General features: G+C 71.8%; 20 protein-coding genes, 1 tRNA gene and 2 pseudogenes. 12 read left to right on the top strand and 11 right to left on the bottom strand.

Features of this window, described 5'->3' with window-relative positions:
- Positions 1-38: 38 nt before the first annotated feature.
- Positions 39-1,261, bottom strand: a pseudogene (locus tag StrepF001_RS15080) (MFS transporter).
- A 146-nt stretch (positions 1,262-1,407) separates the two neighbouring features.
- Here StrepF001_RS15080 and StrepF001_RS15075 point away from each other — a divergent pair.
- Entirely contained in the window at positions 1,408-1,986 is a 579-nt protein-coding gene (locus StrepF001_RS15075) for a TetR family transcriptional regulator (protein ID WP_129798742.1), read from the top strand.
- A gap of 34 nt (positions 1,987-2,020) precedes the next feature.
- Here the strand turns inward: StrepF001_RS15075 and StrepF001_RS15065 are convergent.
- Positions 2,021-6,293: pseudogene (locus StrepF001_RS15065) on the bottom strand (PAS domain-containing protein).
- 350 nt (positions 6,294-6,643) lie between these two features.
- Positions 6,644-7,177: an SSI family serine proteinase inhibitor gene (locus StrepF001_RS15060; protein WP_129798741.1), complete on the bottom strand. Its 534-nt coding sequence runs from the start codon at positions 7,175-7,177 to the stop codon at positions 6,644-6,646.
- A 180-nt stretch (positions 7,178-7,357) separates the two neighbouring features.
- On the opposite strand from StrepF001_RS15060, the gene StrepF001_RS15055 reads away from it, so the two are divergent.
- Positions 7,358-7,448 (top strand) — tRNA-Ser (locus tag StrepF001_RS15055).
- A gap of 63 nt (positions 7,449-7,511) precedes the next feature.
- Here StrepF001_RS15055 and StrepF001_RS15050 read toward each other — a convergent pair.
- Entirely contained in the window at positions 7,512-9,056 is a 1,545-nt protein-coding gene (locus StrepF001_RS15050; protein WP_129798740.1) for a site-specific integrase, read from the bottom strand.
- Complete coding sequence (locus tag StrepF001_RS15045; RefSeq protein ID WP_206306862.1) at positions 9,053-9,637, bottom strand: hypothetical protein; 585 nt, start codon at positions 9,635-9,637, stop codon at positions 9,053-9,055. Before StrepF001_RS15045 ends, StrepF001_RS15050 begins: the two co-directional genes overlap by 4 nt.
- A gap of 160 nt (positions 9,638-9,797) precedes the next feature.
- On the opposite strand from StrepF001_RS15045, the gene StrepF001_RS15040 reads away from it, so the two are divergent.
- From StrepF001_RS15040 to StrepF001_RS15000, 10 genes are all read left to right on the top strand, one after another.
- On the top strand, positions 9,798-10,037 hold the full coding sequence (locus StrepF001_RS15040) for a helix-turn-helix domain-containing protein (RefSeq protein WP_240797511.1): 240 nt from the start codon (positions 9,798-9,800) through the stop codon (positions 10,035-10,037).
- Positions 10,037-10,408, top strand: a complete 372-nt coding sequence (locus tag StrepF001_RS15035; RefSeq protein WP_129798738.1) for a helix-turn-helix domain-containing protein — start codon at positions 10,037-10,039, stop codon at positions 10,406-10,408. The genes StrepF001_RS15040 and StrepF001_RS15035 overlap by 1 nt, the downstream gene beginning before the upstream one ends.
- Before the next feature lie 68 nt (positions 10,409-10,476).
- Positions 10,477-11,265, top strand: a complete 789-nt coding sequence (locus StrepF001_RS15030; protein WP_129798737.1) for a phage antirepressor KilAC domain-containing protein — start codon at positions 10,477-10,479, stop codon at positions 11,263-11,265.
- Positions 11,266-11,350: 85 nt separating this feature from the next.
- On the top strand, positions 11,351-11,677 hold the full coding sequence (locus StrepF001_RS15025; RefSeq protein ID WP_129798736.1) for a hypothetical protein: 327 nt from the start codon (positions 11,351-11,353) through the stop codon (positions 11,675-11,677).
- 124 nt (positions 11,678-11,801) lie between these two features.
- The gene (locus tag StrepF001_RS15020) at positions 11,802-13,469 is read left to right on the top strand and encodes a hypothetical protein (RefSeq protein WP_129798735.1); all 1,668 of its coding nucleotides are present in this window, start codon (positions 11,802-11,804) and stop codon (positions 13,467-13,469) included.
- Between the two features lie 223 nt (positions 13,470-13,692).
- Positions 13,693-14,139 carry a hypothetical protein gene (locus StrepF001_RS15015; RefSeq protein WP_129798734.1) on the top strand — a complete coding sequence of 149 codons (447 nt, stop codon included), beginning with the start codon at positions 13,693-13,695 and terminating at the stop codon, positions 14,137-14,139.
- Positions 14,140-14,277: 138 nt separating this feature from the next.
- Positions 14,278-15,072: a hypothetical protein gene (locus StrepF001_RS15010; RefSeq protein WP_129798733.1), complete on the top strand. Its 795-nt coding sequence runs from the start codon at positions 14,278-14,280 to the stop codon at positions 15,070-15,072.
- Complete coding sequence (locus StrepF001_RS15005; RefSeq protein ID WP_129798732.1) at positions 15,062-15,403, top strand: hypothetical protein; 342 nt, start codon at positions 15,062-15,064, stop codon at positions 15,401-15,403. Before StrepF001_RS15010 ends, StrepF001_RS15005 begins: the two co-directional genes overlap by 11 nt.
- On the top strand, positions 15,400-15,870 hold the full coding sequence (locus tag StrepF001_RS45615; protein ID WP_165396277.1) for a hypothetical protein: 471 nt from the start codon (positions 15,400-15,402) through the stop codon (positions 15,868-15,870). Before StrepF001_RS15005 ends, StrepF001_RS45615 begins: the two co-directional genes overlap by 4 nt.
- 218 nt (positions 15,871-16,088) lie before the next feature.
- Positions 16,089-16,493 (top strand): hypothetical protein, encoded by a 405-nt coding sequence (locus StrepF001_RS15000; RefSeq protein ID WP_129798731.1) that lies wholly within the window; start codon positions 16,089-16,091, stop codon positions 16,491-16,493.
- A gap of 188 nt (positions 16,494-16,681) precedes the next feature.
- On the opposite strand, the gene StrepF001_RS14995 is transcribed toward StrepF001_RS15000, so the two are convergent.
- From StrepF001_RS14995 to tgmA, 6 genes are all read right to left on the bottom strand, one after another.
- Positions 16,682-17,833: an XRE family transcriptional regulator gene (locus tag StrepF001_RS14995; RefSeq protein ID WP_129798730.1), complete on the bottom strand. Its 1,152-nt coding sequence runs from the start codon at positions 17,831-17,833 to the stop codon at positions 16,682-16,684.
- Positions 17,823-18,455: a hypothetical protein gene (locus StrepF001_RS14990; protein ID WP_129798729.1), complete on the bottom strand. Its 633-nt coding sequence runs from the start codon at positions 18,453-18,455 to the stop codon at positions 17,823-17,825. The genes StrepF001_RS14995 and StrepF001_RS14990 overlap by 11 nt, the downstream gene beginning before the upstream one ends.
- Before the next feature lie 646 nt (positions 18,456-19,101).
- Positions 19,102-20,226 carry a hypothetical protein gene (locus tag StrepF001_RS14985; RefSeq protein WP_129798728.1) on the bottom strand — a complete coding sequence of 375 codons (1,125 nt, stop codon included), beginning with the start codon at positions 20,224-20,226 and terminating at the stop codon, positions 19,102-19,104.
- 87 nt (positions 20,227-20,313) lie between these two features.
- Positions 20,314-21,420, bottom strand: coding sequence for a methyltransferase domain-containing protein (locus tag StrepF001_RS14980; protein ID WP_129798727.1), 1,107 nt, complete (start codon positions 21,418-21,420; stop codon positions 20,314-20,316).
- A complete protein-coding gene (gene tgmB / locus StrepF001_RS14975; RefSeq protein WP_240797510.1) occupies positions 21,417-22,394 on the bottom strand; it encodes an ATP-grasp ribosomal peptide maturase in 978 nt (325 codons plus the stop codon). Before tgmB ends, StrepF001_RS14980 begins: the two co-directional genes overlap by 4 nt.
- On the bottom strand, positions 22,391-22,618 hold the full coding sequence (gene tgmA, locus StrepF001_RS14970) for a putative ATP-grasp-modified RiPP (protein ID WP_129798726.1): 228 nt from the start codon (positions 22,616-22,618) through the stop codon (positions 22,391-22,393). The genes tgmB and tgmA overlap by 4 nt, the downstream gene beginning before the upstream one ends.
- Between the last annotated feature and the right edge of the window lie 78 nt (positions 22,619-22,696).

Below are 22,696 nucleotides of genomic sequence, written 5' to 3'. Positions count from 1 at the left end.
GCCACAGCGGCCGGTCACCGTCGTGCGGCAGCGGCCGGTCACCGTCGTACGGCCGTCGTCGTCCACCCCAGCACCAGCCACACCCCGCCACAGCACACACGCCACCCCAGCCCCAGTGGCTGAAGGCGGAGCCGGCGAGGGCGGACGCGGCGGCGCCGCCCGCGAAGCCGGCGACCACGTAGGCGGTGTTGGCGGTGGCCGGGGTGGAGGTGGTGGTCAGGGCCAGGGTCTGGTTGGCGACGTGCGAGGCGACCAGCGCGGTGTGGATGACGACCGCCGCCACGAACAGGGCCCACATCACCTGCCCGCCCAGCCAGAACAGCGGCACGGCGACGGCGGCGAGCAGATACGCGGACCGTACGACCCTGGCGGCGCCGAAACGGTCCACCAGACCGCCCGCCAGCGGAGCCACCACGCTGGCCGCGAGCCCGAAGAGGCCGAAGAGCCCGGCGGTGGCGGTGGACAGGCCGTACTCCGGCCCTGTCAGCAGCAGCGCGAGCGAGGTCCACAGGGCGCTCCACGCGCCGAACATTCCCGCCTGCCGCACGCACGCCCGCCACAGGTCGGGGGAGCGGCGGACCAGGCCGGGCAGCGCGGGGATGCCGGAGAACAGACCGCCGGTACGCGGTCGGCGCTCCGACGGCAGCACCAGGGCCGTGGCCAGGCCGAGGGCGAGGGTGAGCACGCCCGCGCCCAGGAACACCGCCCGCCAGCCGAACGCCTGACCGGCCAGTCCGCCGACCACGCGGGCCGCGACGATGCCGGCGAACAGTCCCGCTATCACCGCCGCGACATGACGGGCCCGGCGATCGGCCGGGGCGCGCTCGGCGACCAGCGGGACGAGAAGCTGCGGGACGACGGTCGCCGCGGACGTCACGAACACGGCGGCCGCGAGGGCGGCCGTGCCGGGGGCGGCGGCGGAGGCGGCCAGTGCGGCCGTGGTGACCACGGTCAGGCCGGTGACCAGCCGACGCCGGTTGACGCTGTCGCCGAGCGGGGCGAACAGCAGCAGGCCCACCGCGTAGCCGAACTGCGCGACCGAGGCGATCCACGCCACGGCCGAGGGGGCCGAGCCGAAGTCGCGGGCGATGAGGGAGAGCAGCGGGGCGGCGAGGTAGATGTTGGCGGCCGTGACCGCGCTGCAGACGGCGATGAGGGTGAGGAAGAGGGCGGGGGCGGTGGAACCGGGCTTCCCTGCGGGGGCCGGTGTCGCTTGGTGGGCAGTGGGTGTCGTCTGGTCGGCGGTGGTTGCTGAGGGCATGAGCGGAAGGACTCCTTCGAGTCGGACTCGTTCGAGCCCGCTCTAGCAACTAACTGGTTGGTTGACTTCCGGGTCAACGGCCTGTGAGGCGCATCGATTCCCTCTCAACCAAACAGTTGGTTATTTCTGCCCGCTACCCTGTGCCCATGGCAGTCAGGGACCCCGAGGCCACCAAGGCCCGCATCTTCGAGGCGGCCGTCGCCGAGTTCGCCCGCCACGGGATCGCCGGTGCCCGCATCGACCGCATCGCGAGCGAGGCCAGGGCGAACAAGCAGCTGATCTATGCCTACTACGGCAACAAGGCGGAGCTGTTCGCATACGTCCTCGAGAAGAAGATGCTCGACCTCGCCATCTCCGTCCCCATCGACCCGGACGACATCGAGGGCTGGATCGACCGCCTGATGGACTACCACGCCGCCCACCCCGAGCTGCTGCGCCTGCTCTTCTGGGAGGGCCTGGAGTACGGCACGGCCGAACTCCCCGACGAGGCCGAGCGCCAGGACCACTACATCCGCAAGGTCGCCCTGGTCCGGGACGGCCAGGACCGCGGCGTCATCACCGACGCCATCCCGGCCCCCGACCTGCTCTTCCTGCTGACCGCCCTCGCCAACTGGGCCGTCGTCGTCCCCCAGATCAAGCGCATCGTCGTCGGCGCCGACGACACCGACCGCGACCGCCTGCGCACCTCGATCAAGGAGGCGGCGCGCCGGCTGACGGCACGGTGAAGCCACCGACCCCGCTTCTGGCGAGCCACAAGCCTCAGTTCGTGCCGATCCGTGCCAGCAGGTCCACGATCCGGCTCTGCACCTCGGAGCTGGTGGACCGCTCCGCGAGGAACAGCACCGTCTCGCCCGACGCGAGCCGCGGCAGGTCGGCCTGGTCGACGGCGGCCGTGTAGACGACCAGCGGGGTGCGGTTGAGCTGCCCGTTCGCGCGCAGCCAGTCGACGATCCCGGCCTGGTGCCGGTGCACCTGGAGCAGGTCCATCACAACCAGGTTCGGCCGGAACTGCCCCGCCAGCGTCACCGCGTCCGTGTCGCTCGCCGCCCGCGCCACCTGCATCCCGCGCCGCTCCAGCGTCGCCGTCAGCGCCAGCGCGATCTCCGCGTGCTCCTCGATGAGCAGCACGCGCGGCGGGTGCTGCTCGCTGTCGCGCGGCGCGAGCGCCTTCAGCAGGACGGCGGGATCGGCGCCGTACGCCGCCTCGCGCGTCGCCTGCCCGAGCCCGGCCGTGACCATGACCGGCACCTCGGCGGCCACGGCGGCCTGCCGCAGCGACTGCAGTGCGGTCCGGGTGATCGGCCCGGTCAGCGGGTCGACGAACAGCGCCGCCGGGAACGCGGCGATCTGCGCGTCCACCTCCTCGCGCGAGTGCACGATCACCGGCCGGTAGCCGCGGTCGCTGAGCGCCTGCTGGGTCGACATGTCCGGCGCGGGCCAGACCAGCAGTCGGCGCGGGTTGTCCAGCGGCTCGGGCGGCAGTTCGTCGTCCATCGGCTGCAGCCGCGGGGTGTCGGCGACCTCGACGGCTCCGCCCGGACCGTCCAGCGGTTCCGGTCCCTCGGCGGCGTTCTCGTCCGGTGCGCCTATCGCGTACGAGCGTCCGGCCTCCTCACTGGCCTGAGCCCCCGCCTGCGCGGCGAGCCGGGACTGCCCCGCAAGGGACGGCTGCTGCTGTACGGGGGGCTGCTCGGCCGGCGGATGCGGACGGGCGGACTGCTCCGGGCGCGCGCCGGCCGGGTCCGGCGGCGTACCGAGCTTGCGGCGTCGTCCTCCGCTGGTGGACTGCTGCGGGGGAGGCGTGGCGCCGCCCGACGGCTGCTGCACCTGCGCCGCCTGCCGCGTGAACGGCACACCCTGCCCCAACGTCCGCACACTGATCGCCCGGCCCTGCGTGGAGTTCGGATCCGCGGGCGCGGCGGCGGCCTCGGCGGGCAGCGGCTGCGCGACCCGCGCCTGCTGTGCGGGAGCCGCCTCTGGGGGGAGGGGTGCCGGAGGCGGGGTCTGCGGCGCGGGTTGGGCTGCGCCGTTGGGCGGGTCTGGGGCGGGCTGCGGCCTGAGGCTGAGGGGTCGGCTGCGGAGCGGGGGCGGGGCCGGGGGACGGGGTTTCCGGCGGTGTTTCGGCGGTACGGCGGCGCTCGCGCCCTGCGGAGGTACCGGGGCGCCCGTGCGGCGGTGTCGTCGGAGTCGGCCGTGCCGGGCCACTGCTGCGGGGCCGGGGTGTCGTGCCCGGGGGTCGCCTCGGCGGGAGGGGCCGGCCCTGTGCCGTGCCGTTCTGCGCAGGAGCGGCCTGGCCCGGGAGAGGCTGCGCGACGGGCTGGGCGTCCGGCGCGGCAACGGGTGGGACCGGGGCCTGAGCGGGCGCGTGCTGTGCAGGCACGGCTTGGCGCAGGCCGGCGGGTGCGGTCTGGGTTGCTTGAGCACCCTGGGCTGCAGCTGCAGCCTGGGGCGCCTGTGCCGGAGTCACCTGGCCCGGACTCCCCTGACCTGGGGTCATCTGGGCCGGAATGGCCTGCGGGGACGTCACGGTCGCCGCCTCCGCCGGCTGGGCAACGGCCCGTCGCCGTCGGCCCGTCGGTGCGCTCGCGGGGTGCGGCTGGGGCGGCGTGTGGTCCTCGGACTGGTCGTGCGGCACGGCGTCGTGCCGACCGTGGTCGTCGGCGTACCCGGCACCACCCGGGGTGCCCTGCCCCGGAACCTGCACGGCCTGCGTCTGCGCCTGCGCCTGCGCCTGCGGCTGACCCGGCACCTGGGCGACCGCAGCCGGCTGCTGCTCGCCGGACGACCGGTCCGCCTCCGCCGGCGGCAGCGCGAAGACCGTACGCGGCTCTGCTTCCTGCGCGGCGGCACGTTCCTGGGCGGCGGCGAGAGCGCGCCGACGCTGCCCGGTCGGCTGCTGGTCCTCGACACCTGAGCCGGCCGGGGCCGGTGATGCCGCTGCCGCGGGCAGCGCCGGCGGCAGGGCGTGCTGTTCCCCCGCCGCGCGCCGGGCCCGCCGTCCGCCACCGGGCGCGGGCACGCCCTGCGGCGGAACGGTCCCGCCCAGCCCCGTGCCCACGGCCGCGGCGCCCGCGGCGTGCTCGGCAGCCATGACGACGGCACCCTCGGCAACACCGCCTGCCCCGGCCTCCGGTGCACCGTCCACCACGCCGGCGTCCTCGGCCGGCCGCCCGCGCCTGCGCCCCGTACCGCCGGCGACCTCGCTCGCCTCGACCGGCGCTTCCAGGGCCTGGGGTGCGGCAGCACGCCTGCGCCGCCGCCCGGTGGGCGCGGCCGCCTCCGTCTCGGGCCCGGCTCCCGGTACGTCGCTCTCCAGGAAGGCGTCCACGGAGGCCCGCCGGGCCCGCCGCCGCCCCCCGCCCGAGGTCTGCTCGGACGAACCGGAACCGGCCTCCTCGCCGGCGGCCTCGGGCGCGGCCGGCGCGGACACGGCCCCCGCCCCACCCCCGAGCGGAACCTCCAGGACGTACGCACTGCCGCTCATCCCCGGCACCTCGTGCGTCTGCAGCACACCACCGTGCGCCCGCACGATCCCGCGCACGATCGGCTCGTGCACCGGGTCTCCCCCGGCGTACGGGCCGCGCACCTCGATCCGTACGACCTCACCGCGCTGCGCCGCCGCCACCACGACGGTGTTGTCCATGTAACCGCCCGCCGAGACGGGCGAGTTGCCGGTCGCGTCGACCCCGGCGACATCGGCGACGAGGTGCGCGAGGGCGGTGGCGAGAAGCTTCGGGTCGACCTCGGCCTCGATGGGCGGCGCGTGCACGGCGAACTGCATCCGCCCCGGCCCGATGAGCTCGACGGCCCCGTCGACACCGGCGGCCACGACGCTGTCGAGCATGACCTTCGTACGGGTGATGTCCTCGGTCCCGGCGTCCAGCCGCTGATAGCCGAGGACGTTGTCGATGAGCTGGGTGATCCGCGAGTACCCGGCCGAGAGGTGATGCAGCACCTGGTTGGCCTCGGGCCACAGCTGCCCGGCGTCGTCCGCGGCCAGCGCCGCCAGCTCGCGGCGCAGCTCGTCGAGCGGCCCGCGCAGCGATCCCCCGAGCAGCGTCAGCAACTGATCGTGCCGCCCGGCCAGCGCCTCGTACCGGTCCTTCTCCCGCTCGGCGAGCGCGGCGTACCGGTCCTCACCGGCCGCCAGCTCCTCCTCGTGCCGTTCGCGCAGCTCCTCGAGCTCGGTGACGTGCTGCTGGCGCAGGGCGGTGAGGTCGGAGGCATGCTCCTCGGAGACCCGCTCGAGCTCTTCCGCGTGCTGCTTCTCCGCGGCCGCCTTCTCCTCGGCGAGCGTGTCGTACGGCCGCCGGTCGGTGAACGTCATCACGGCGCCGACCAGCTGGTCGCCGTCGCGAACGGGTGCGGTGGTCAGGTCGACGGCCACCTTGTCGCCGTTCTTGGACCACAGCGCCTGCCCGCGCACCCGGTGCTTGCGCCCGGAACGCAGGGTGTCGGCGAGCGGGGACTCCTCGTACGGGAAGGGCGAGCCGTCGGCCCGCGAGTGCAGGAAGAGCGGGTGCAGTTCCTTGCCGCCGAGCTCGCCGGCGCGGTAGCCCAGTATCTGCGCGGCAGCCGGGTTGACGAGCACGATCCGCCCGTCGGTGTCGGTCCCCACGACGCCCTCGGAGGCGGCCCGCAGGATCATCTCCGTCTGCCGCTGCGAGCGGGCGAGCTCCGCCTCCGTGTCGACGGTCCCGGAAAGATCCCGCACGACGAGCATGAGCAGCTCGTCGCTGCTGTAGCCGTAACTGTCGTAGGCCTGCTGGCCGTTTTCCAGATTCGCGCTGGTGACCTCGACGGGGAACTCGCTCCCGTCCGTCCGCCGGGCGATCATCCGGGTCGGCTTGGTACGCCCGCGGGGATCGATGTGATCGGGCCGCCGCATCGAACCCGGGATGAGCTTCGAGTCGAACTGCGGCAGCAGATCGAGCAGCCCGCGCCCGACGAGCGCGGTGCCCGGCGCCTCGAAGGCCTCGAGCGCGATGGTGTTCGCGTTGACGACGGTCCCGTTGGCGTTGACCAGTACCAACGCGTCGGGCAGCGCGTCGAGTATGGCTGCGAGGCGAGCAGCGCCTCGGGATGGCCTGCTGCTCACGAGACGCTTCCTCCCTGTTACCGCACCTTGCCGACCGCTCGGGCCATCTTGCCAACCTGCCCGCGACGTGTCACGCGAGGGAGTCTAAGGGCTGGGGTTGCGCTCGCGACGCCGGATGAGAGAGAGCTCGCACGACGAGGCGACGTCCGACGGACGACGAACCAGTGCGGATCCCCCGCCCGTGCACGCCCACGGCACGTGCCCTCCGCGAGACCTTTACAGCACTGTCGTTTCCGCCGGTTTCCCCTGCTTCCGCCGACCGGCCCTGCTGCCGGAACCAGCCGCTACGCAGTGCCGCTGGGCCCCGCCTCCGACGGCATCTCCGGCAGCAGCGGCACGAGCCGGTTCCAGCGGGCGATCTCGCACCCGTTGCGGCGGTCGAACGTGGCGTCGACGGGGCGTCCGGCCCACGTTCCGGTGACGTGCGCGGTGGCGGGCCCGCCGTACTGCATGGTGCACACGCTGCCCGACGGCACGGGCGCGAAGGCGCCCACGCCCCACCGCGTCTCCCGGTCGAGGACCCGACACGCCCCGCTCACATCCGGATGACCGCCGCCCTCCGGATGACACCGCAGCTCGTACGTCCCGTCCGCGCGCCCGCCGGAATCCCGGACGGTGACGGTGAGGTGATCACCGTCCCGGCCGCGGTCAGGGACGGGCGGAGGTGCTGCAGGGGAAGGAGCGGCCGGTGTGCCGGGCGGGGCGCCGGCGGCTGCCGGCGCCGCGGCGAGGGCGGTGAGCGCGGCGGGAGGCACGGCGGCGATGGCGAGCCGCCGGAGCCCCGGGCGGGCGGGAGTGAGGGGGGTGACCTGCAACATGACCTGACTAACGCGGTACGCCCCCGGATGTTGCGCACCCGCCGTTGCCCGCCGGACGCGCGGCTAAGCCCTTTGCTCTGCGACCCGCCTGCCTAGTACCGTGGGGGGCGATTGGTGACAGCACGCTCGACTGTGTCATCATCTGCACGAACCACTCGCGCTCGCGCGGGCGGTTGTGCTGGAGGCGTCGCCTAGTCCGGTCTATGGCGCCGCACTGCTAATGCGGTTTGGGTCTTAAAGCCCATCGAGGGTTCAAATCCCTCCGCCTCCGCCCACTGACCAGGGAGTTCGGCTGATTTCGGCTGGACTCCCTGAGTCGCGTTCAGGGCCATTTTCAACCCCCTGATGGCACGGTGATGGCACCAACGGCTGAGAGCGGTGCAGCGGGCACTTCTGCGGCCTGTCCCGAGGCCCGGTTCGCACGCGGGATGAACGCCGCGATCCGACGCGTGGCATCCGCCGCCATCTCCTCGGCGACGACCGCGTACACGTCCTTGGTGAACGCCACGGAGGCGTGCCCCAGGACCTCGCTCACGAACTTGTCGTCGACCCCGGCCGCCAGGAGCATCGTCGCCGCGCCGTGTCGGAGGTCGTGGAAGCGGATGGGCGGCAGCGGCATCAGCAGCGCCACGCGCACCGCGGCCTGTGTCGTCCGGAACTTCCGCGCGATCCGCTCGACCGACCAGCCCTCGCCGGCCTTCTCCCGGATGTTGGCGTGCCGCTCGATCAGAATCCGGTGACGGCTCGACAGATACTCCGGCTTGAGCTCCGCCCCGTCCTCGTAGACGTACACCCGCCCCGAGTCCTGGTACGCCTCGCCCCACTGCAACCGCTCTTCGAGCTTCCGCTTCCGCCACGCCTTGTGGACCCGGACGGTCTCCTCGTCGAGGGGGACCTGTCGCCAACCGGCCTCGGTCTTGGTGTCATCGAGCTCGTCGTCAGCCTGCGCCTGGAGGATGTGCAGCCAACCGCGTTCGAGGCTCAGGTGCTGGTCCTCGGCGCCGACCAGCTCGCTCCGACGCGGCCCGTAGTACGCGGTCAGGTGGAAGGCCGGGTACAACCGCTCCTCGCTCGCCTCGGCGAAGTCGAGGAAGTTGCCGGTCTGCGTCGCCGTCCACACCATGACCTTCGCCGGGACGACGCCCGTGCGCTGCCACTGCTCGACACGCTCGGCCGTCCACAGCAGCGGCTTCGCGCGGCCCTTGCTGCGCTTGCCACCCTTCGACCGCCAGAGGCCCGAGACGGGGTTGTCCGTCCGGATCTTCGAGATCTTCACGGCGTCCGTCAGGGCGCCGTGGAACACCGCATGCACGCGCTTGATGCGGGACTCGGAGATCGGGCGGGAGTGGATCCGCCGGCCATCCCGCGTCGCCCGCGCCTCGACGAGCCGCCGCAAGGTCTCGGACCGGTCGTCCTTCTCCTCCGGCTTGTTGATCTTCCGCATGGCCGCGTACAGCTCGCGGGCGTGCTCGTCGGTGAGATCGACGACCTTGATGTGCCCGAGGCCGGGCTTCAGGTACAGGTCGATCGCCTCGCGCTCGGCCTCCAGCGTCCCCTTCGCCAGACCCTCACCGGTCTCGGCCTCCGCCTTCCGCCAGGCGTAGCGGCGCTCGAGGTACGCCCCGAGCGTGGTGTTCCGCTCCTCGTGCGCCTTCGGGTTGGTGGCCGTGCCGAGCACCTTCGCCAGCTCGGCCTTGCACTCGCGCTCTGTCTCGAACGGGCCGACGCGCGGTTGCCGGCGCTTCCCGTCCGCTGACTTCGGCGCCTCGTACCGCGCGTACCAGCCGCCGTGACCCTTCTTCGACAGCTCCGGGCACTTCTTGCCCAGGAGCCGCTTCGTCTTCGGGTCTCGGCAGCTACATGCCTTGAACGGCTTCATCCGTCCCCCTTCTGTTCGATACGTGCCATCTCGGCCGGGAGGGCGGGAGGAGTGAGTCCATGGGCGCGGATGCTGCGCCGTACTCCTCGGATCGCCTCCTCGGAGTTGCGCAACTCAGTCGCGGCCGCGTCCCACAACCGCTCCTTGTTGAGGGCTTCCGGGCCCGGCTCGGCGCGCTCCAGCTCCTCGCCAACGGCACCAAGAAACGCCTTGATCTTGCGCTGGACTTCGCGCCACTCCTCCACGACCTGATCGTGCTCGCGGTACAAGTGGATCGCTTCCGTGTCCTGCGGTTCCTCGTTATGGCCTGGGATTTCCTCGGACTCGCCGGTGAACCACTTCGAGGCGGACCAGGTGTCGACAGACGTGCCAGGAAGCACTTCCGTCGCGGCCTCTTGGCCCACCGGGAACAGGAGCAGGATCGGCGGCACCCTGAGGATGCGCGCCAAGATCAGGAGCTCTGCCACGCTCAGCGCGGGCCGTCGGCCGGCCTCGAAGTTCGCCAAGACCGTGCGCTTGATCGGAAGGCCGTATTCCTCGGTGCAGATGTCCGCGAGCTTCTGGACGCTCAGCCCTCGCATCAGGCGGTAGTGCCGGACCCTCCGCGCAACACCTCTGGCGAGCTGCGCCCTCCACTCTTCTGCGTCCACGTGCATCCTTCCTCACCCTCATGACCGTTTTCTCAGATGACGATAGCGACCTTCCTTGACACCTACAACACCGACGTGCACCCTTGTGCCCATGATCGATACAGATGACGAATTGGGTGTTAAACGTCATCTCAGTGAACTCAGCGCTGCTGGCGGCATGACCAGCCGTGAGTACGCCGAGCTCGCTGGGGTGCACATCTCCACGGTGAAGCGGTGGGCGCGCAGGAAGATCGGGCCGCAGCCGCACAAGATCGGTCCGCGACTCGTGCGGTATGACCGTGCCGCGGTGCTGGCGTACCTGCGTGGCGGTGAGCGATCGGAGGCCGTGTGATGACGGCTGTGGCTTGGTCGCGCCAGAAGATCGAAGCGCTCGGCCCGACCACGGACGTCCCGACCACCGCGGCGATCGTCGGCGTCGACCCGGACACGCTGTACGCGATGATCCGGCGCAACGAGTGGACAATGACCCGCATCCTCCGCCTCGGCCGGAAGATCAAGATCCCGACCCGGGACCTGGTCGCCTACCTCTACGCCCCCGAGGCCGCCGAGACTGTTCCCGCGCAGACCCCAGCCGTGCCAACCGCGTGCCAACACGCCGCATCGTCGCAGGTCACAGGGCACGAACCGCATGCCTCATGCGGTTGCACCCCTGCCGGGGGTGGGGTGATCCCGCTCCGCCGGACCGTCCTCACGTCCACGTGAGCCGGGGTCACGGCCCCAGAAACGCGACGGCCCCCGGAGGCACCCGGAGGCCGTGCAGAGGAGATGTCATGTTGAGTATCCCCGACGAACCGCAGCCTGCGGTTCACACCTTCCCCGACACCGGTCACAGCGTCCGCAGCGTCATCCGAGACGGTGAGCCCTGGTGGGTCGCCGCTGATGTCTGCGCCGTGCTCGGGTACAGCCGAGTCGCCGATGCGCTCCGCATCCCGGACGCTGATGATCTTGGTACGCACTTTGTGCGTGGCCACGACGGCAGGGAGCGCCCGGCCCAGATCATCAACGAGCCTGGCCTGTACTCGCTCATCCTGCGCAGCCACCGGCCCGAGGCGCACGCCTTCAAGCGCTGGGTGACGCACGAGGTGCTGCCCGAGATCCGGCGCACCGGCCGGTACGCGGTGGCCCGGCAGGAGCCGACCAAGCTGGAACTCGCCCGCGACCTGGTCGCCGCGCTCGAAGCGCAGGAGGCCGCCGAGCAGCGCGCCGCCGAGCTGGAGCCCTCCGCCGCCGCGTGGGACACCCTCGCCGCCGAGGCCGTCGGCGACTACAGCGTCCGCGAGGCCGCGCAGCTCCTCAGCCGTGACGGATGCATCCGCATCGGCCAGAACCGGCTGTTCGCCAAGCTGCGGGAGCTCCGGTGGATCGACGCCCACGGCGAGCCGTACCAGCGCGAGGTGGATGCCGGCCGCCTGGTGCGGCGGACCACCTCATGGACCCACCCGCGCACCGGCGAACCGCGCCTGTCCTGGCAGGTCCGCGTGACGCCCAAGGGACTCGCCGCGCTCCGCGACCGCCTCGGCTGCCCGCGCAGCCTCCTCCCCGCCGCACCAGCGGCATGAAAGCGGCCCGGCTGTCGGTGATTCGAGCACCAGCAGCCGGGCCTAACGCCCTATCCACGCCGAGCCCCGGCACCACGACCAAGCAATGACGGGGCTCGACGAGCGAGAACAGGAACGCAGCTCCATGCTGGCACACACCCGCAAGATCGTTCACGCCACCGACGCTCCGGCCTCGGAGGATGCGCGCCTCACCTTCCCGAACGGCTGGCACGTCGCCGCCGAAATCTCCCGCGAGACCCGTCGTCCCGTCCTCGCCGTATGGGCCGAGGACGGGCACGGCTGGCCGGGCGGTGCCTGCGAACTCGACGTCGCGGGCGCTGACGCACTCCTCGCCCGCCTGCCCGAGTTCGCCGCGCAGCTCCGCGTGCTCCGCGACCAACTCGCCGCCGAGACGCCCGAGGGCGCCCGGTGAAGACGCACACCACCGCTTCGGCGGCCGGGGTTCGTCCCGGCCGCCGTGGCTGTTCCCGCACCCAGCTCCCGCGCGGAGGGGGTGCCCGATGACCCGACGCCCTTCAAACACGCACCGTCCGAGCGTGAGCCGCCCCGGCTCCACCGGCCTCCGGTTCGGCATGTTCGCCGTCTGCATCACCCGGGACCCGGACGCCGAGCTGAACAAGGGCAAGGCCAAGCCGCTGTACGACCTGCTCGTGTCCTTCGCGGACGTCAGCTCACGTGACACCGGCCAGGGCTACCCGTACCGCTCAGTCCTCGCTGACTGCCTCGACTGCTCGAAGCAGACCGTCGACCGAGCCGCGGCGTACCTGGAGAAGGAGATCGGCCTCATCCGGATCGTCCGCCGGAAGGTGGAGGGCAAGGAGGACGAGAACGACGCCAACCTGTACATGATCTTTGATGCGTGGCTGATCCACGGTGTCCCGCCGCCGGGGGACACCCCGCCTCAGCTTGTCGCCCGGTACGGGCGCACCATCCCGGGCTTCGACGTCGCCGCGTGGATGCAGGAGCACGCGCCGGCCTTCGACCTGGCCGGATGGCAGGCCGCCTACGACGAGAAAGTGCGCGTCCAGCAGGCCAAGCGTGAGGAGCAGCGGCGCAAGGAGCGGGCCCGCCGGAAGAAGTCGAAGACGGAGGGTGGCGTCACCGGCGACGCCACCCCTGAGAACTCGGCAAACGAGGGGGGTGACGTCATGGGTGACGCTACCGGTGGCGTCACCGGTGACGTGTCCGGTGACGTCATGGGTGACGCCCTATCTAAAGCCGGTGTTCAAGAGCCTTCTTTCGAGACAGACGATGCGCCTTCGGCGCGTAGCGCCCGTGGCGTGCGTAGCACTTCAACCTCAGGTAGTGGCGCGCGTGAGGCTGCGAGCGGCTCCGCCGCGGCGGGCAAAGCGGGCACGTCGACGGGGAAGAGCAAGGCGTCCGGCGTGCCGGTCCAGCGGGACGGCGAGGCCGGGAAACCGACCCGGGAGCAGGCTGCCGCAGTGCGTGCCGTGGAGGTCCTGCTGCCGCCGCTGCTGGTCCGTGAGCTGCCGTACGGGCACATCCCGACCCGGAACCGCGCGGCCGTCCTGGAAGCCCTGGAGTCGCGCACCCTGGAGCAACTTCGCGAGCGGATTGCCCGCCGGTGGGTCGCCTACGGGTACGAGCCCGCCATCCATGACGGTGAGCTGCGCTCCGCCATCGGCGCGGCCCTGGAGCTGATCATCCCGTCCCGCTATTGCCCCGACCCGGCGTGCGAGGACGGGACGCTGATCGACACTGGCGCGGACTGTCGGGCCTGCATGGAGCGGAAGGCAAAGCGGCTGGCCGACCGCCTCGCCGGGAACACCCCGCCCGCCAGCAAGGGCCGGGCTGCCGCCCCCACGTGCGACGTGTGCGAGCGGCCGTTCCCGGGCGAGATCCCGGCAGACCTGCTGTGCAAGCCGTGCCGCGCGGAGATCGAGCGCGCCAACAGCCGCTTCGCTTCCGGCCCGGCCGCCGATGAGACCGACCGCCAGGAGCGCGAGGAGACCGACCGCCGAGAGGCGGAGGAACTGGAGCACGAGGCACAGCGCCGCCGAGCTCGCCGCGCAACCGAGGCCGCCGGCGCGACGGCCCCGGCCGTCGAGGACATCGACCCGGCGGACGCACAGGCAGCAGCCGAGGAAGACGCCCGGATCCGTGCGGAGTTGCTGGCCGCGCATCCATGGATGGCGGACTACGCGCAGGAACCGGCCGCCCCCCAGGGGCCCGCACCGTTCTGACCGGCCGATCGAGCAGGAGGTGACAATGCGTCACAGCACAGTCAGGGCGGCCCGGCCGCTCCTCGTCCGGCGGAGTGCCGTGCTCGGCCTCGGCCGGGACGGACGAGACCGGTCGGCCGGGCGCCCGGCCGTGCGGCAGCCCGCTGGTTCAGGGCCGGGGCAAGAAGCGCTCGCCGGTCTGGTTGTGGGCCGCGGCGGCGTCGCGACACGTGAGGGCCACCGCATGCCTGCCCCGTCCCCTGACCCCGGCCTGCCCGACCCGTCCCGCCACGAGGCCGCCGCCGCATTCCTCCAGAGCCTCCCCCAGCCGTGGGCACTCGGTCCCATCAGCGCTCACCGCCTGGCGCCCGAGCTGCTGGAGCGCTGCGACGCCACCGGGTGGGCCCTCGACGACCGGCTCCGCCGCAAGCTGACCTCCCGCCCGGGCGGTGTACGGGACTTCGCCGCCGTCCTGGTCGCCCGCGTACGAGATCTGACCCCGCCCGACTCACCGACGGCGCCCAAGCCCCGTACACCGTGCACGAGATGCGGCAGCCTGCGCAGCCTCGTCCACGGACGCACGATCTGCGTCGGCTGCGCTACGGCCTCACCCATACCGCCGGCCTCCAACCCGGCCACACGGAAAGCCGAGGTCGTGGCCGCCCTACGCGGTGCTCGGCGGGCGTCATGATCCCGGCCACCCGCACGGGCCCGTGCGGGTCCGTCTGCCCGCCGTATGCGGCCCGTGACGGCCCGTCACCCGCCGCGCCACAAGATCGGCCGCGTACGGCCCGCACAGCGATTCCCACACCTACGGAAGGACCGACCGATGCCCAATGCCCGTGACGCGTTCCTCGCCCGCGCGAAGGGGTACGCGCGACGGCACCTCGAGGACCAGGTGCAAGCCGAGATCATCGCCAGAATGGACCCGGGATGGGTCGCACCGGTGGTGATCCCGCCCGGCCGCACGCTCGACCTCACCGAGGCCCGCGCCCGCCTCGCAGCGGCCAGCTCGGCCCCGGCCGCCGCCAGCTCGGCCGCCCCGACCGTCCCGGCGCCGGCACCCCGGCCCCGGACGCTGAACGTCGGCGCGGTCCGGGCGCAGCGCGCAGCCGAGGCCGCCGCCCGCCGTCCCCCGCTCGCCCCGCCCGGCGCCATGCGGTTCGTCGCGGATGGGTCCTGGCGTTGGGCGTACGTCGACTCACGGCTCCCCGGAGCCCGGTCGTGGCTGCGGCTGACCGCCTCCCTCGTGTCCGCCGGGCCGCTCCGGTCCCTCGACGTCCGCCAGGGCGAGACCGTGGGCCACGGAGGACACACCAGCTTCCACCAGGGCGACGACGGCGCGGTGTGGGCGTCCATCGCCGTGGACCCCGCGAAGTGCGGGAACGCCCACCACACGGAGCGGGTGCTGCGGCACGAGCTGGCGCACATCGGTGACGAGCTGGCCAAGTTGTCCACGGTGACGGCCACCGCCTGGTGGCGCTCGCTGAACGGGGACGCCCACCGGGAGGCGCAGGCCGAAGCGTTCGCCGTGGCGGCCGAGGACTGGCTACGGTCGGACACCACGGCGGAGGCCCTGATCGCCGCCGCCCGCGCGCACCAGGCGGGCCGCCGTGTCCGATGACCGCGCTTACGCCGTCCTCCTCGGTACCGCCGTCCGCCGGTTCGCCGTCTCCGTCGCGGACCAAGCCCGGGCCGCCGGGAGCTGCGGACACCCCGGCGCCCTGTACGCCTCCGCCCTCGCCCCGGAGGCCGGCCACTGGTGCGCAGCGTGCGGCGCCGCCCACATGGGCGACCTGCTGACCATGCCGTGGTGCTGCATGTGCGACGGCGACACCTTCGCCCGGCCCGGCATCACCGCGGCCCGCGCGGTCCGGCTGGAGATCCTGCTCCGCCTGTGCGACCGCTGCCTGACCCGCGACGCCGACGAGGACCAGGAGGACGGCGAGCGATGACCACCGAGCCACGACCGTGCCCCTCCCCCCCGCAGCGGCTCCGGGAGCACCTGGTCCAGGCGGGCGCCTTCCTGGACATGCTCCGCGCCGTCGCGCAGCTCGCCGCCGCCGGGCACGGGTACCGGCGCCTCGCCCGCTCCCTGCACACCAGCCCGGAGCGCGTCCACGCCATGGCGGAGGCCGGCGCCCGTCTCCTCCTCCGCGAGGGGACCGCCCCCGAGGAGCTGCGCGACGCCCTCGCCGCCCTCCCACCGCTGGAGCCACCACCTCAGCGGAGACCACGCCCACGACGTCCACCGCGCCAACGAACGCCCCCGGCAGCCCTGGCCGACCTCCCGCTCGTCGACCTGGACGCCGTGACGCTCACCGTGGACCTGGAGCACGACCTCGCCGTGCCCCTGGAGGACCTGGAGGCCATCGCCGCGGCCGCCGCCGACGAGGACGACGCCGACCCGTACGAGCCATGACCGCCGTTGCACGGACGTTGAACGAACGTTGATTTTCGTTGACGTCCCGGGCGGTCGCTGAGGGTTACAGAAGTAACCATTTCGCTTACGAACAATGACAAAGATCGCGCCCGGCGGTTCTGTACCGAGACGCATCAGCGCAGGTCAGGGCCGACGGGGCTGCATACACCTCACGGCAACACTGGAAACGACGTGCGAACGCCCCTGGAGGCCCTGCTATGCCCTCTAAGCCCCTCTCCACCCGCATCTCCCCGTTGGTTCATGCCCGGCTGACGGAGATGGCGCAGCGGCGGGGTACGTCCCTCGCGGCCACGGCGGCCGACGTGCTGAGTGCGGCCGTGGCCGATGGCGAGGAGGTGAGCGGAGGGCAGCCGGACGGCGCCCTCGTCGCCGCCGTGCACGCATTGCTGGACGACCTGACTGCGCCGAAGGCGGTCGTGCTCCGGGAGCTATCGGTTCGCCTGGCCCGCACGGTGGAGCGAGGCGAGCGCGGGGCCGTGGCCGCCGCCGACCTGCTGACGTCCTCGATGGAGAAGGCGCTCCAGGCGCAGCGGCACGAGGACAACCCCGGCGGTGACGCGCTCGATCTCCTCATGGGCGGACTGAACGGCTACTGCCTGTAGGTCGGTTCGTTCGTCCAGACCGGGCAGCAGGAGCGGAGCGCAGAGGATGCGCACCGATGCCACGGCCCTCCAGCCATATGCGGAGCAGGACCCCCGTCGGGAGGCTGCGGGCGGGAGGGCCGGGCGTCCGTACCTTACCGGCGCTGCGGGACCGCCGACGTCACGCGTCAACACCGTGTGACGGCACGTCACAGGGCTTGCAGGCTCGGGCGTTTCTGGATCCGGTCACCGAGGCTGATGACGTTGTCGGTCCTCTTCGGTGCGGGGTTGCCCGCGACATCGGGCGCCAGGGAGCGCATCAGGACGGGGTGCAGTCCGAGGTCTTCGGACGACTGAAGTAGCGAGGGAGGCTCGCCGTAGCGGCGGGCAAGCATCGCCCGCATCAGGGCTGGCTGCTCCGGGTGCACGGTCACAGGTTCGTTCGTGCGCCAGCCGCGGGCGCTGAGCTGCTTGTAGAGGCTTTCCTTCCGGTCGTGGTCGATGCGCCCCACGTCACAGGCGCGGTTGATGAGGGCCTGGATGGAGATACCCCAACGCTTCTTGAGTTCGGCCAGGTCGCGGAGCATGAGCGGTCCGTCGAACGCTTCCCGGGCCCGATCGCGCGGCATCAGGAAGGCGCCGGCGAATCGGTGTGCCTCGCTCTCGGCCTCCTTTGGCGTGAGGTTCGCGCGGCGGGCGGGATGCAGGACGAGGTGTCCGAGTTCGTGCCCGGTGGTGAAGCGCTGACGGTCCCCGCTCCCTGCGGAGAAGTAGCTGATCAGCGATGGCTCGGCCGGGCCGCGCCAGCAGGAGACACCAGAATGGCCGACGACGATGTCTTCGCCGTGTCCCTCGCCGTCGACCAGGACGAGCGGCACGACGGGGATGCCGGCGCGCTCGCAGGCCCGGATCACGTGCCCGATGACTCCGTCGCGCGCGATTCCCAGGGCGTCACGGGTCTCGGCGGCCAGGTCCTCGATGTCGTCAACCGACAGGTCGCCTTCGGCACGAGGCAGGGTCGCGCGCCGCACGCGCGTCTCGGTGAGCAGGCGCGCTGCGACGCGGTACGCCTCGCGGACCGTGGCTTCGACCCGGTTCACCTCCTTGACCGAGGTGCTGGCCTTCTTCCGGAAGAGCAGTGTGTCGGTCGGCAGGTCCGTGGGATCGACGTAGAAGAAGGACAGAGGGGTCCCCGTGGCGGCAGCGATGCGCTGCAGCACGTCGTCGGTGACTGCCCGGGTCCCCTTCTGCATCTGCGAGATCAGCGGCTGCGACACCCCTGCGGCTTCGGCCAGCTCCCCCTGGGTCAGCCCCATGAGGAGCCTGAGAGTTCGGATGCGCTCCGCAGGGTCACGCGCCATTGCCTTCGCCCTCTTCGCGCAGGTCTTCGTCGAACTCGAAGGGAAGTTCCAGGCCCTGGTCGTCTGGGATGAACTCCCAGCCCGTGAAGGTCTCGGTGTCGCGGGGGAGTACGAGGTCGAGGTCGAACTTCGGGGGGCGCCCTGGCTTCCACTCACCGATCGGGCGCACGATCCGGATCGAGATCTCGCCTCCCTCTTCGGGAGGACTCAGCCAGATGCCCAGCAGGTTGCTGGCATGTACGCCGAACAGGTCGATGGTCTGGTTCCGATAGAAGCTGATCCGGGCCTTGTTGCGCCCAGGCGCAGGGACGAGGTCGAACGGGGTGGCGTGCAGGACGCGCATGCTCATCATGCCGTGCTGGAGGTGGAGGCGTCCGCTGGCAGATTTGATCGGCTGCCACCCGCCGAGGTCGGCCCCCTCCTCGTGCTGGAGTTCCAAGTGCCGGCGCGCGTGGTCGCGGGTCAGGTCGGTGCGGCCCTTGGAGTAGCCGTCGCCCGTCATACCCATGTCGTCGTAGTGTGCGTGTGCGTTGGTGTAGCCGGCGTCGAAAGCGGCGTGAAGAGGTGAGGCGAGACCCTCCACTGCGGCCGTGATGAACGAGGCGTCCTCTGGTGTGAGCATGGGCGTTATTTTATAACCCGGAATCCCACACCCGCAATGATCAAGAGCGAAGTGTCAGGCGATGGCTCCGCATACGCGAGCCCATCCGTCCGCAGCGGCCGAGAGGCAAGGGTGTAACCGCATATGGGCTGCGATTTGCAGCCCTTGACCTGCTGTTTTCCTGGCCGTTGGCACCGTGCTGGCACGGCCGGGTGGCTCAGTAAACGGAGTACGTCCACTGCTCCCGTCGGCCGAATGGTCCCCGCCAGGTGACGACGACCGCATAGTCCTTCGCCGATCCGTAGGTGGGGGTGACCAAGATCCGGACCACCTCGCCGTGAGCAACCGATGACGCCCGCTCTTCCGCGTCGACATCAGACTCATCTGCGGCTGACCCAGCACGTACATGAACATCCTTGGCGGTCGCTCCGCCAGAGTTGCGCACCAGCGATCTGCCGTGGTCCTTGAGCTCGATGTCCCATCGGACGGAGTCCCGACTCCGCCACCACACCGCTACAGATGCCACGGCTGCAACGGTGGCTGCCGCCGACCCCACCCAGGTTGCCCAGTCCCCTGCCTGCATGGCCGCACCGTAGCGCGATCTCTTATCAGCTGTTCGGTCGGCCTACTGTCCCGGCGCGTTGGTCCTCCGCCGTGCGCTTGGGCCTTATCCGGCGGCGAACTTGAGTAGGAAGTCGGCGTTCGCAGCCATGTCACGGCCGAGGACGACGGAGTGATGGGGCAGCTCGGCCAGGTGCTCGGCGACCGCCGCGCGGGCGTCGGCGGTGCCGCCGCCGTCGACACCGAGCAGGCCGAACACGTCGGGGTAACGGTCCTCGGTCTGCCCGCCCATGAAGTCGCCTTCCCTCAGCGTGCGGCCGTCCTCCTCCTCGGCCGGGGTGGCGCCGGCCTCGATGCGAGGGAACAGCAGCACGGCCGCCTGCCCGCCGGTGGACAGCCCCACGTTGAACCACGTCGGGAACTGGTCGGGGAAGACCTGCGCCTTCAGCTCCCGCTCGCCGTCCCACAGTGGCTCGCGCCGACCGTCCATAAGCGCGTCCGTCACGCGCTGGTCCTGAGTGGGGTGCAGGGACTCACCGGCCTCCAGGCGCTCGCGTGCCAGGTCGTACCAGCCGAGGGCGTCCAGGAGGCCCAGACTGACGGCGGCGGCTGCGGGGCACGGCAGTACGTCAACGCCCCCGGCCGCGTTGACGCGGACGAACACGCGGTCGTTGGCGAGCAGTTCCCAGCCGTGACGGGCGGCCAGGGTCAGGGCGGTGGTGGTCTTGCCCGCCCCCTTGGACCCGAACGTGAGGATCACCCGGCCGCCGAGCGAGACGGCGGAGGCGTGGAGGACCGACCAGCCGCAACGCAGCAACAGCCCGCGCATCATCTCCCGCGCCAGGCGAGCGGCAGCGGTCGCGACAGGTTCGGTGTCCCACCCGTAGAGCGTCAGGCGGCCGGCGGCGGGCTCGGACTGGTAGGCGAGCATCGGCCACTTAGAGACGGCCGTGACGGCGCCCTCTGTCTCGTTACGGGCCACAAGGAGTTGGGTCCTGGCGTACGTGGTGCTCGTGTGAGGGGAACCGATCACCTCCAGGTGCAGGCGCTCGTACTGGTGAAAGTCAACGTTGGCCGCGACCACCGGGGAGGTGCAGACGCTCTCCGGCGATGCCTCCGCAGCGTTCCACCACGGCCCGAAGTAGCGGCGCGACCAGGCGGTGACGTCCGCGCTGTAGGAGGTGACGGCCAGGGAGGCGTCAGCGACGTCCAGACGGGTTGCGTAGGTCATGGAGTCCTCACTATCGAATCCGGATTGGACGAGGCTCCGCGCAACGCCCGGGAGGTCGCGCGGAGCCTCGCATGGGGAGGTACGGGCTCAGGCCGTTTTGGCGGCGACAGGCACCGGGCGAGCCGGCGTGTCCAGCCAGGTGCGCTGTCCCTGGTCGGTCACGGTCACGCCGAAGCGTTCGCGGCCGGGCCGGTCGTGCTCGACGTAGAGCTCGTGTGCGGCCTCCACCGCGTCCCACAGCAGCCGGGGCCCGGCTTGCCGTGCCTTGCCGTCCTCCGTGCGTGCCCAGGCGCCGTCAGCGGCCCACAGCTCCACGGCCGTCACGCTGCCGTCCTCGGCGCGCTCGAAGGCGAACGCGGTGTCGGGGGCGACGAGGGATAGCACGAACCGGAACGCCTCGTCCTCGGCGACGGCGGCCAGGTCCAGGCCGGTGAGTCTGCCGCTCGTCGCCTCCGGCCTGCCGGGGTGGGCCGGAGTGCCGGTAGTGCCGGCGTCGCGCACGGTCATGAAGTGGGAGGGGGCGGGAAGGAACCGGCCCTCGGCGCGGCCGTCATCGGCCACGACCAGGCGCACCGTCCCCCAGCCGAGCGGGCACACGATCAGGCCGGCGGGCCGCACCTGCTCCAGCCACGCGGCCGGGACCGTGCTGAAGCCACAGGTGGCAATGAGCCGGTCGTACGGGGCCCGGCCCGGGTATCCCTCGCGGCCGTCCCCGGCATGGACGAGCGGGGTGTATCCGCTGCGCCGCAGCCGGGAATCCGCCAGCCGCGCCAGCACCGGGTCAACCTCGACGGTGACGACCTGGTGACTGCCCAGCCGCTCCGACAGCAGCGCCGCGTTGTAGCCGGTGCCGGTCGCGATCTCCAGCACCCGGTGACCGTCGGCGACGTCGAGCGCTTGGAGCATGGCGAGCATCAGGCCCGGGGCCGTCGAGGACGAGGTGGCCACGCGGTCGGTGAGCTGCGTCGCCAGCGCGTCATCCGTGTACACCAGGTCAAGCCAGTCCGGATCAGCGGACGTCACCCGTCGCGGCCCCTCGCCCGCCAGGGTCCAGAACTCCGGCACGAACGGGTGGCGCGGAACGGTCTCGAACACCTTGCGCCATGTCGGATCGGTGAGTTGGCCGCTGGCCTCCAGGCCGTCAGCGAGCCCCGCGCGCAGCTGCTCGGCGCGCTCTTCGGTGTGCCTGGTCATGGTCGTCCCTTGGCGAGTAGGTCGGCGATGTGCGCGGCGATGGGCAGGCCCGTGCGGTTCTGGATCCAGGACCACTCTCCGGACGGGTTGCACTCGAACATCACCCAGTCGCCGGCCGGGGTGACAGCGAAGTCGAACGCGCCGAAGTTGAGCCGGAAGTGCTCCATCCAGCCCAGCACGCCCGCCCGTACGTCGTCCGGCACTTTGCCCACGTCGTAGCTGAGTGCGTCGTAGTCGCTGCGCCAGTCCACCCGGGCCGCGTCGCTGCCCGCGTGGATCTCGGCGGCGAACATCTCCGTCCCCACGACGGTCAGCCGCACCTCGTGGCTCTTGGTGATCCACTCCTGGAACAGGTGCGCCGTCAGGGATACGGAGTCGTCGATGGCGTCAGGGTCCACCAGGTGAGTCGGGACCCCGGTGCGGCGGCCGTCCGGGTACTCCAGCGGGCCGCCCATGAGCGGCTTGCAGATCACCCGGCCGCCCACCTGGTGGCAGAACTTCCGCGCCGCCTCCGGGTCCGTGGTGATCAGCGAGCGGGGCGTACGGAGCCCGTGGGCCGCCGCCACCGGGAGCTGTCCCGGCTTGTGGGAGGCCATGCCGTCCACCTCGGGCCGGTTCACCCAGCTCACCGGCAGCGCGTACAGCGTGCCGAGGAGGCCGGCCAGGGCCTGTTCGTTGGCCCACGTGCGGTGAGGCTCCTCCAGTTGCTCGGAGACGGTGGGAAGGCGGGGCCGCCTGTAGTAGACGGCCCTCACCTCCTCCAGCCGCACGGAGCGATACTCGTCAGCCAGGACCCCCACCCAGGGTGCTGCAGCGTGCTCGACGGATAGGGTCATCGTCCGGGGGAAGCCCCCCATGTCGAACCGCATCACCGGCACGTGCCGGGTCGCCAGCTCGTCGACCACCAGGTCCGCCGCGGGGTCCAGTTCCTTGGTGACGACCAGCACCGGGCCGCCGGACAGGTGCTGTGTCACCGCATCAGGTACGGGTCGGCCGTGTCGTCGTTCTTGCTGTCCCAGTTCGTGTTCGTGCAGCTCCCGGCGAGCGACGTGGACCGGCTCCACAGATCGCCGGAGCCGTCGGTCAGGACGTTGACCTGCCGGGCGGGGTCGTACGCGAACGAGCCCGCCTCCAGGGTCACGGTGTACGGGGTGCGCTCGGCGCGGGCACCGAACGGGACGAGTGCTGCCGTGGGCATACATGCCTCCTGTCGTTGCTGTTGCTCGGACTGAACTCCTCCCCGCCCGCGCCCGAGGGCGCCGACGAGGTTCTTGCG

Source organism: Streptomyces sp. F001 (assembly GCF_004187715.1).
Taxonomy (GTDB): Bacteria; Actinomycetota; Actinomycetes; order Streptomycetales; family Streptomycetaceae; genus Streptomyces; species Streptomyces flavusporus.
This window is presented reverse-complemented; position numbering and strand designations above follow the sequence as displayed.

What these genes read in the sequence shown, in the direction of transcription:
- StrepF001_RS14990 (WP_129798729.1), bottom strand. Translation starts at nt 18,455, where the DNA reads ATGCTCACACCAGAGGACGCCTCGTTCATCACGGCCGCAGTGGAGGGT.
- StrepF001_RS15075 (WP_129798742.1), top strand. Translation starts at nt 1,408, where the DNA reads ATGGCAGTCAGGGACCCCGAGGCCACCAAGGCCCGCATCTTCGAGGCG.
- tgmA (WP_129798726.1), bottom strand. Translation starts at nt 22,618, where the DNA reads ATGCCCACGGCAGCACTCGTCCCGTTCGGTGCCCGCGCCGAGCGCACC.
- StrepF001_RS15000 (WP_129798731.1), top strand. Translation starts at nt 16,089, where the DNA reads ATGCCCTCTAAGCCCCTCTCCACCCGCATCTCCCCGTTGGTTCATGCC.
- StrepF001_RS15040 (WP_240797511.1), top strand. Translation starts at nt 9,798, where the DNA reads ATGATCGATACAGATGACGAATTGGGTGTTAAACGTCATCTCAGTGAA.
- StrepF001_RS15060 (WP_129798741.1), bottom strand. Translation starts at nt 7,177, where the DNA reads ATGTTGCAGGTCACCCCCCTCACTCCCGCCCGCCCGGGGCTCCGGCGG.
- StrepF001_RS14980 (WP_129798727.1), bottom strand. Translation starts at nt 21,420, where the DNA reads ATGACCAGGCACACCGAAGAGCGCGCCGAGCAGCTGCGCGCGGGGCTC.
- StrepF001_RS15050 (WP_129798740.1), bottom strand. Translation starts at nt 9,056, where the DNA reads ATGAAGCCGTTCAAGGCATGTAGCTGCCGAGACCCGAAGACGAAGCGG.
- StrepF001_RS14985 (WP_129798728.1), bottom strand. Translation starts at nt 20,226, where the DNA reads ATGACCTACGCAACCCGTCTGGACGTCGCTGACGCCTCCCTGGCCGTC.
- StrepF001_RS15025 (WP_129798736.1), top strand. Translation starts at nt 11,351, where the DNA reads ATGACGGGGCTCGACGAGCGAGAACAGGAACGCAGCTCCATGCTGGCA.
- StrepF001_RS15010 (WP_129798733.1), top strand. Translation starts at nt 14,278, where the DNA reads ATGCCCAATGCCCGTGACGCGTTCCTCGCCCGCGCGAAGGGGTACGCG.
- StrepF001_RS15030 (WP_129798737.1), top strand. Translation starts at nt 10,477, where the DNA reads ATGTTGAGTATCCCCGACGAACCGCAGCCTGCGGTTCACACCTTCCCC.
- StrepF001_RS15015 (WP_129798734.1), top strand. Translation starts at nt 13,693, where the DNA reads ATGCCTGCCCCGTCCCCTGACCCCGGCCTGCCCGACCCGTCCCGCCAC.
- StrepF001_RS14995 (WP_129798730.1), bottom strand. Translation starts at nt 17,833, where the DNA reads ATGGCGCGTGACCCTGCGGAGCGCATCCGAACTCTCAGGCTCCTCATG.
- StrepF001_RS15045 (WP_206306862.1), bottom strand. Translation starts at nt 9,637, where the DNA reads ATGCGAGGGCTGAGCGTCCAGAAGCTCGCGGACATCTGCACCGAGGAA.
- StrepF001_RS15035 (WP_129798738.1), top strand. Translation starts at nt 10,037, where the DNA reads ATGACGGCTGTGGCTTGGTCGCGCCAGAAGATCGAAGCGCTCGGCCCG.
- StrepF001_RS45615 (WP_165396277.1), top strand. Translation starts at nt 15,400, where the DNA reads ATGACCACCGAGCCACGACCGTGCCCCTCCCCCCCGCAGCGGCTCCGG.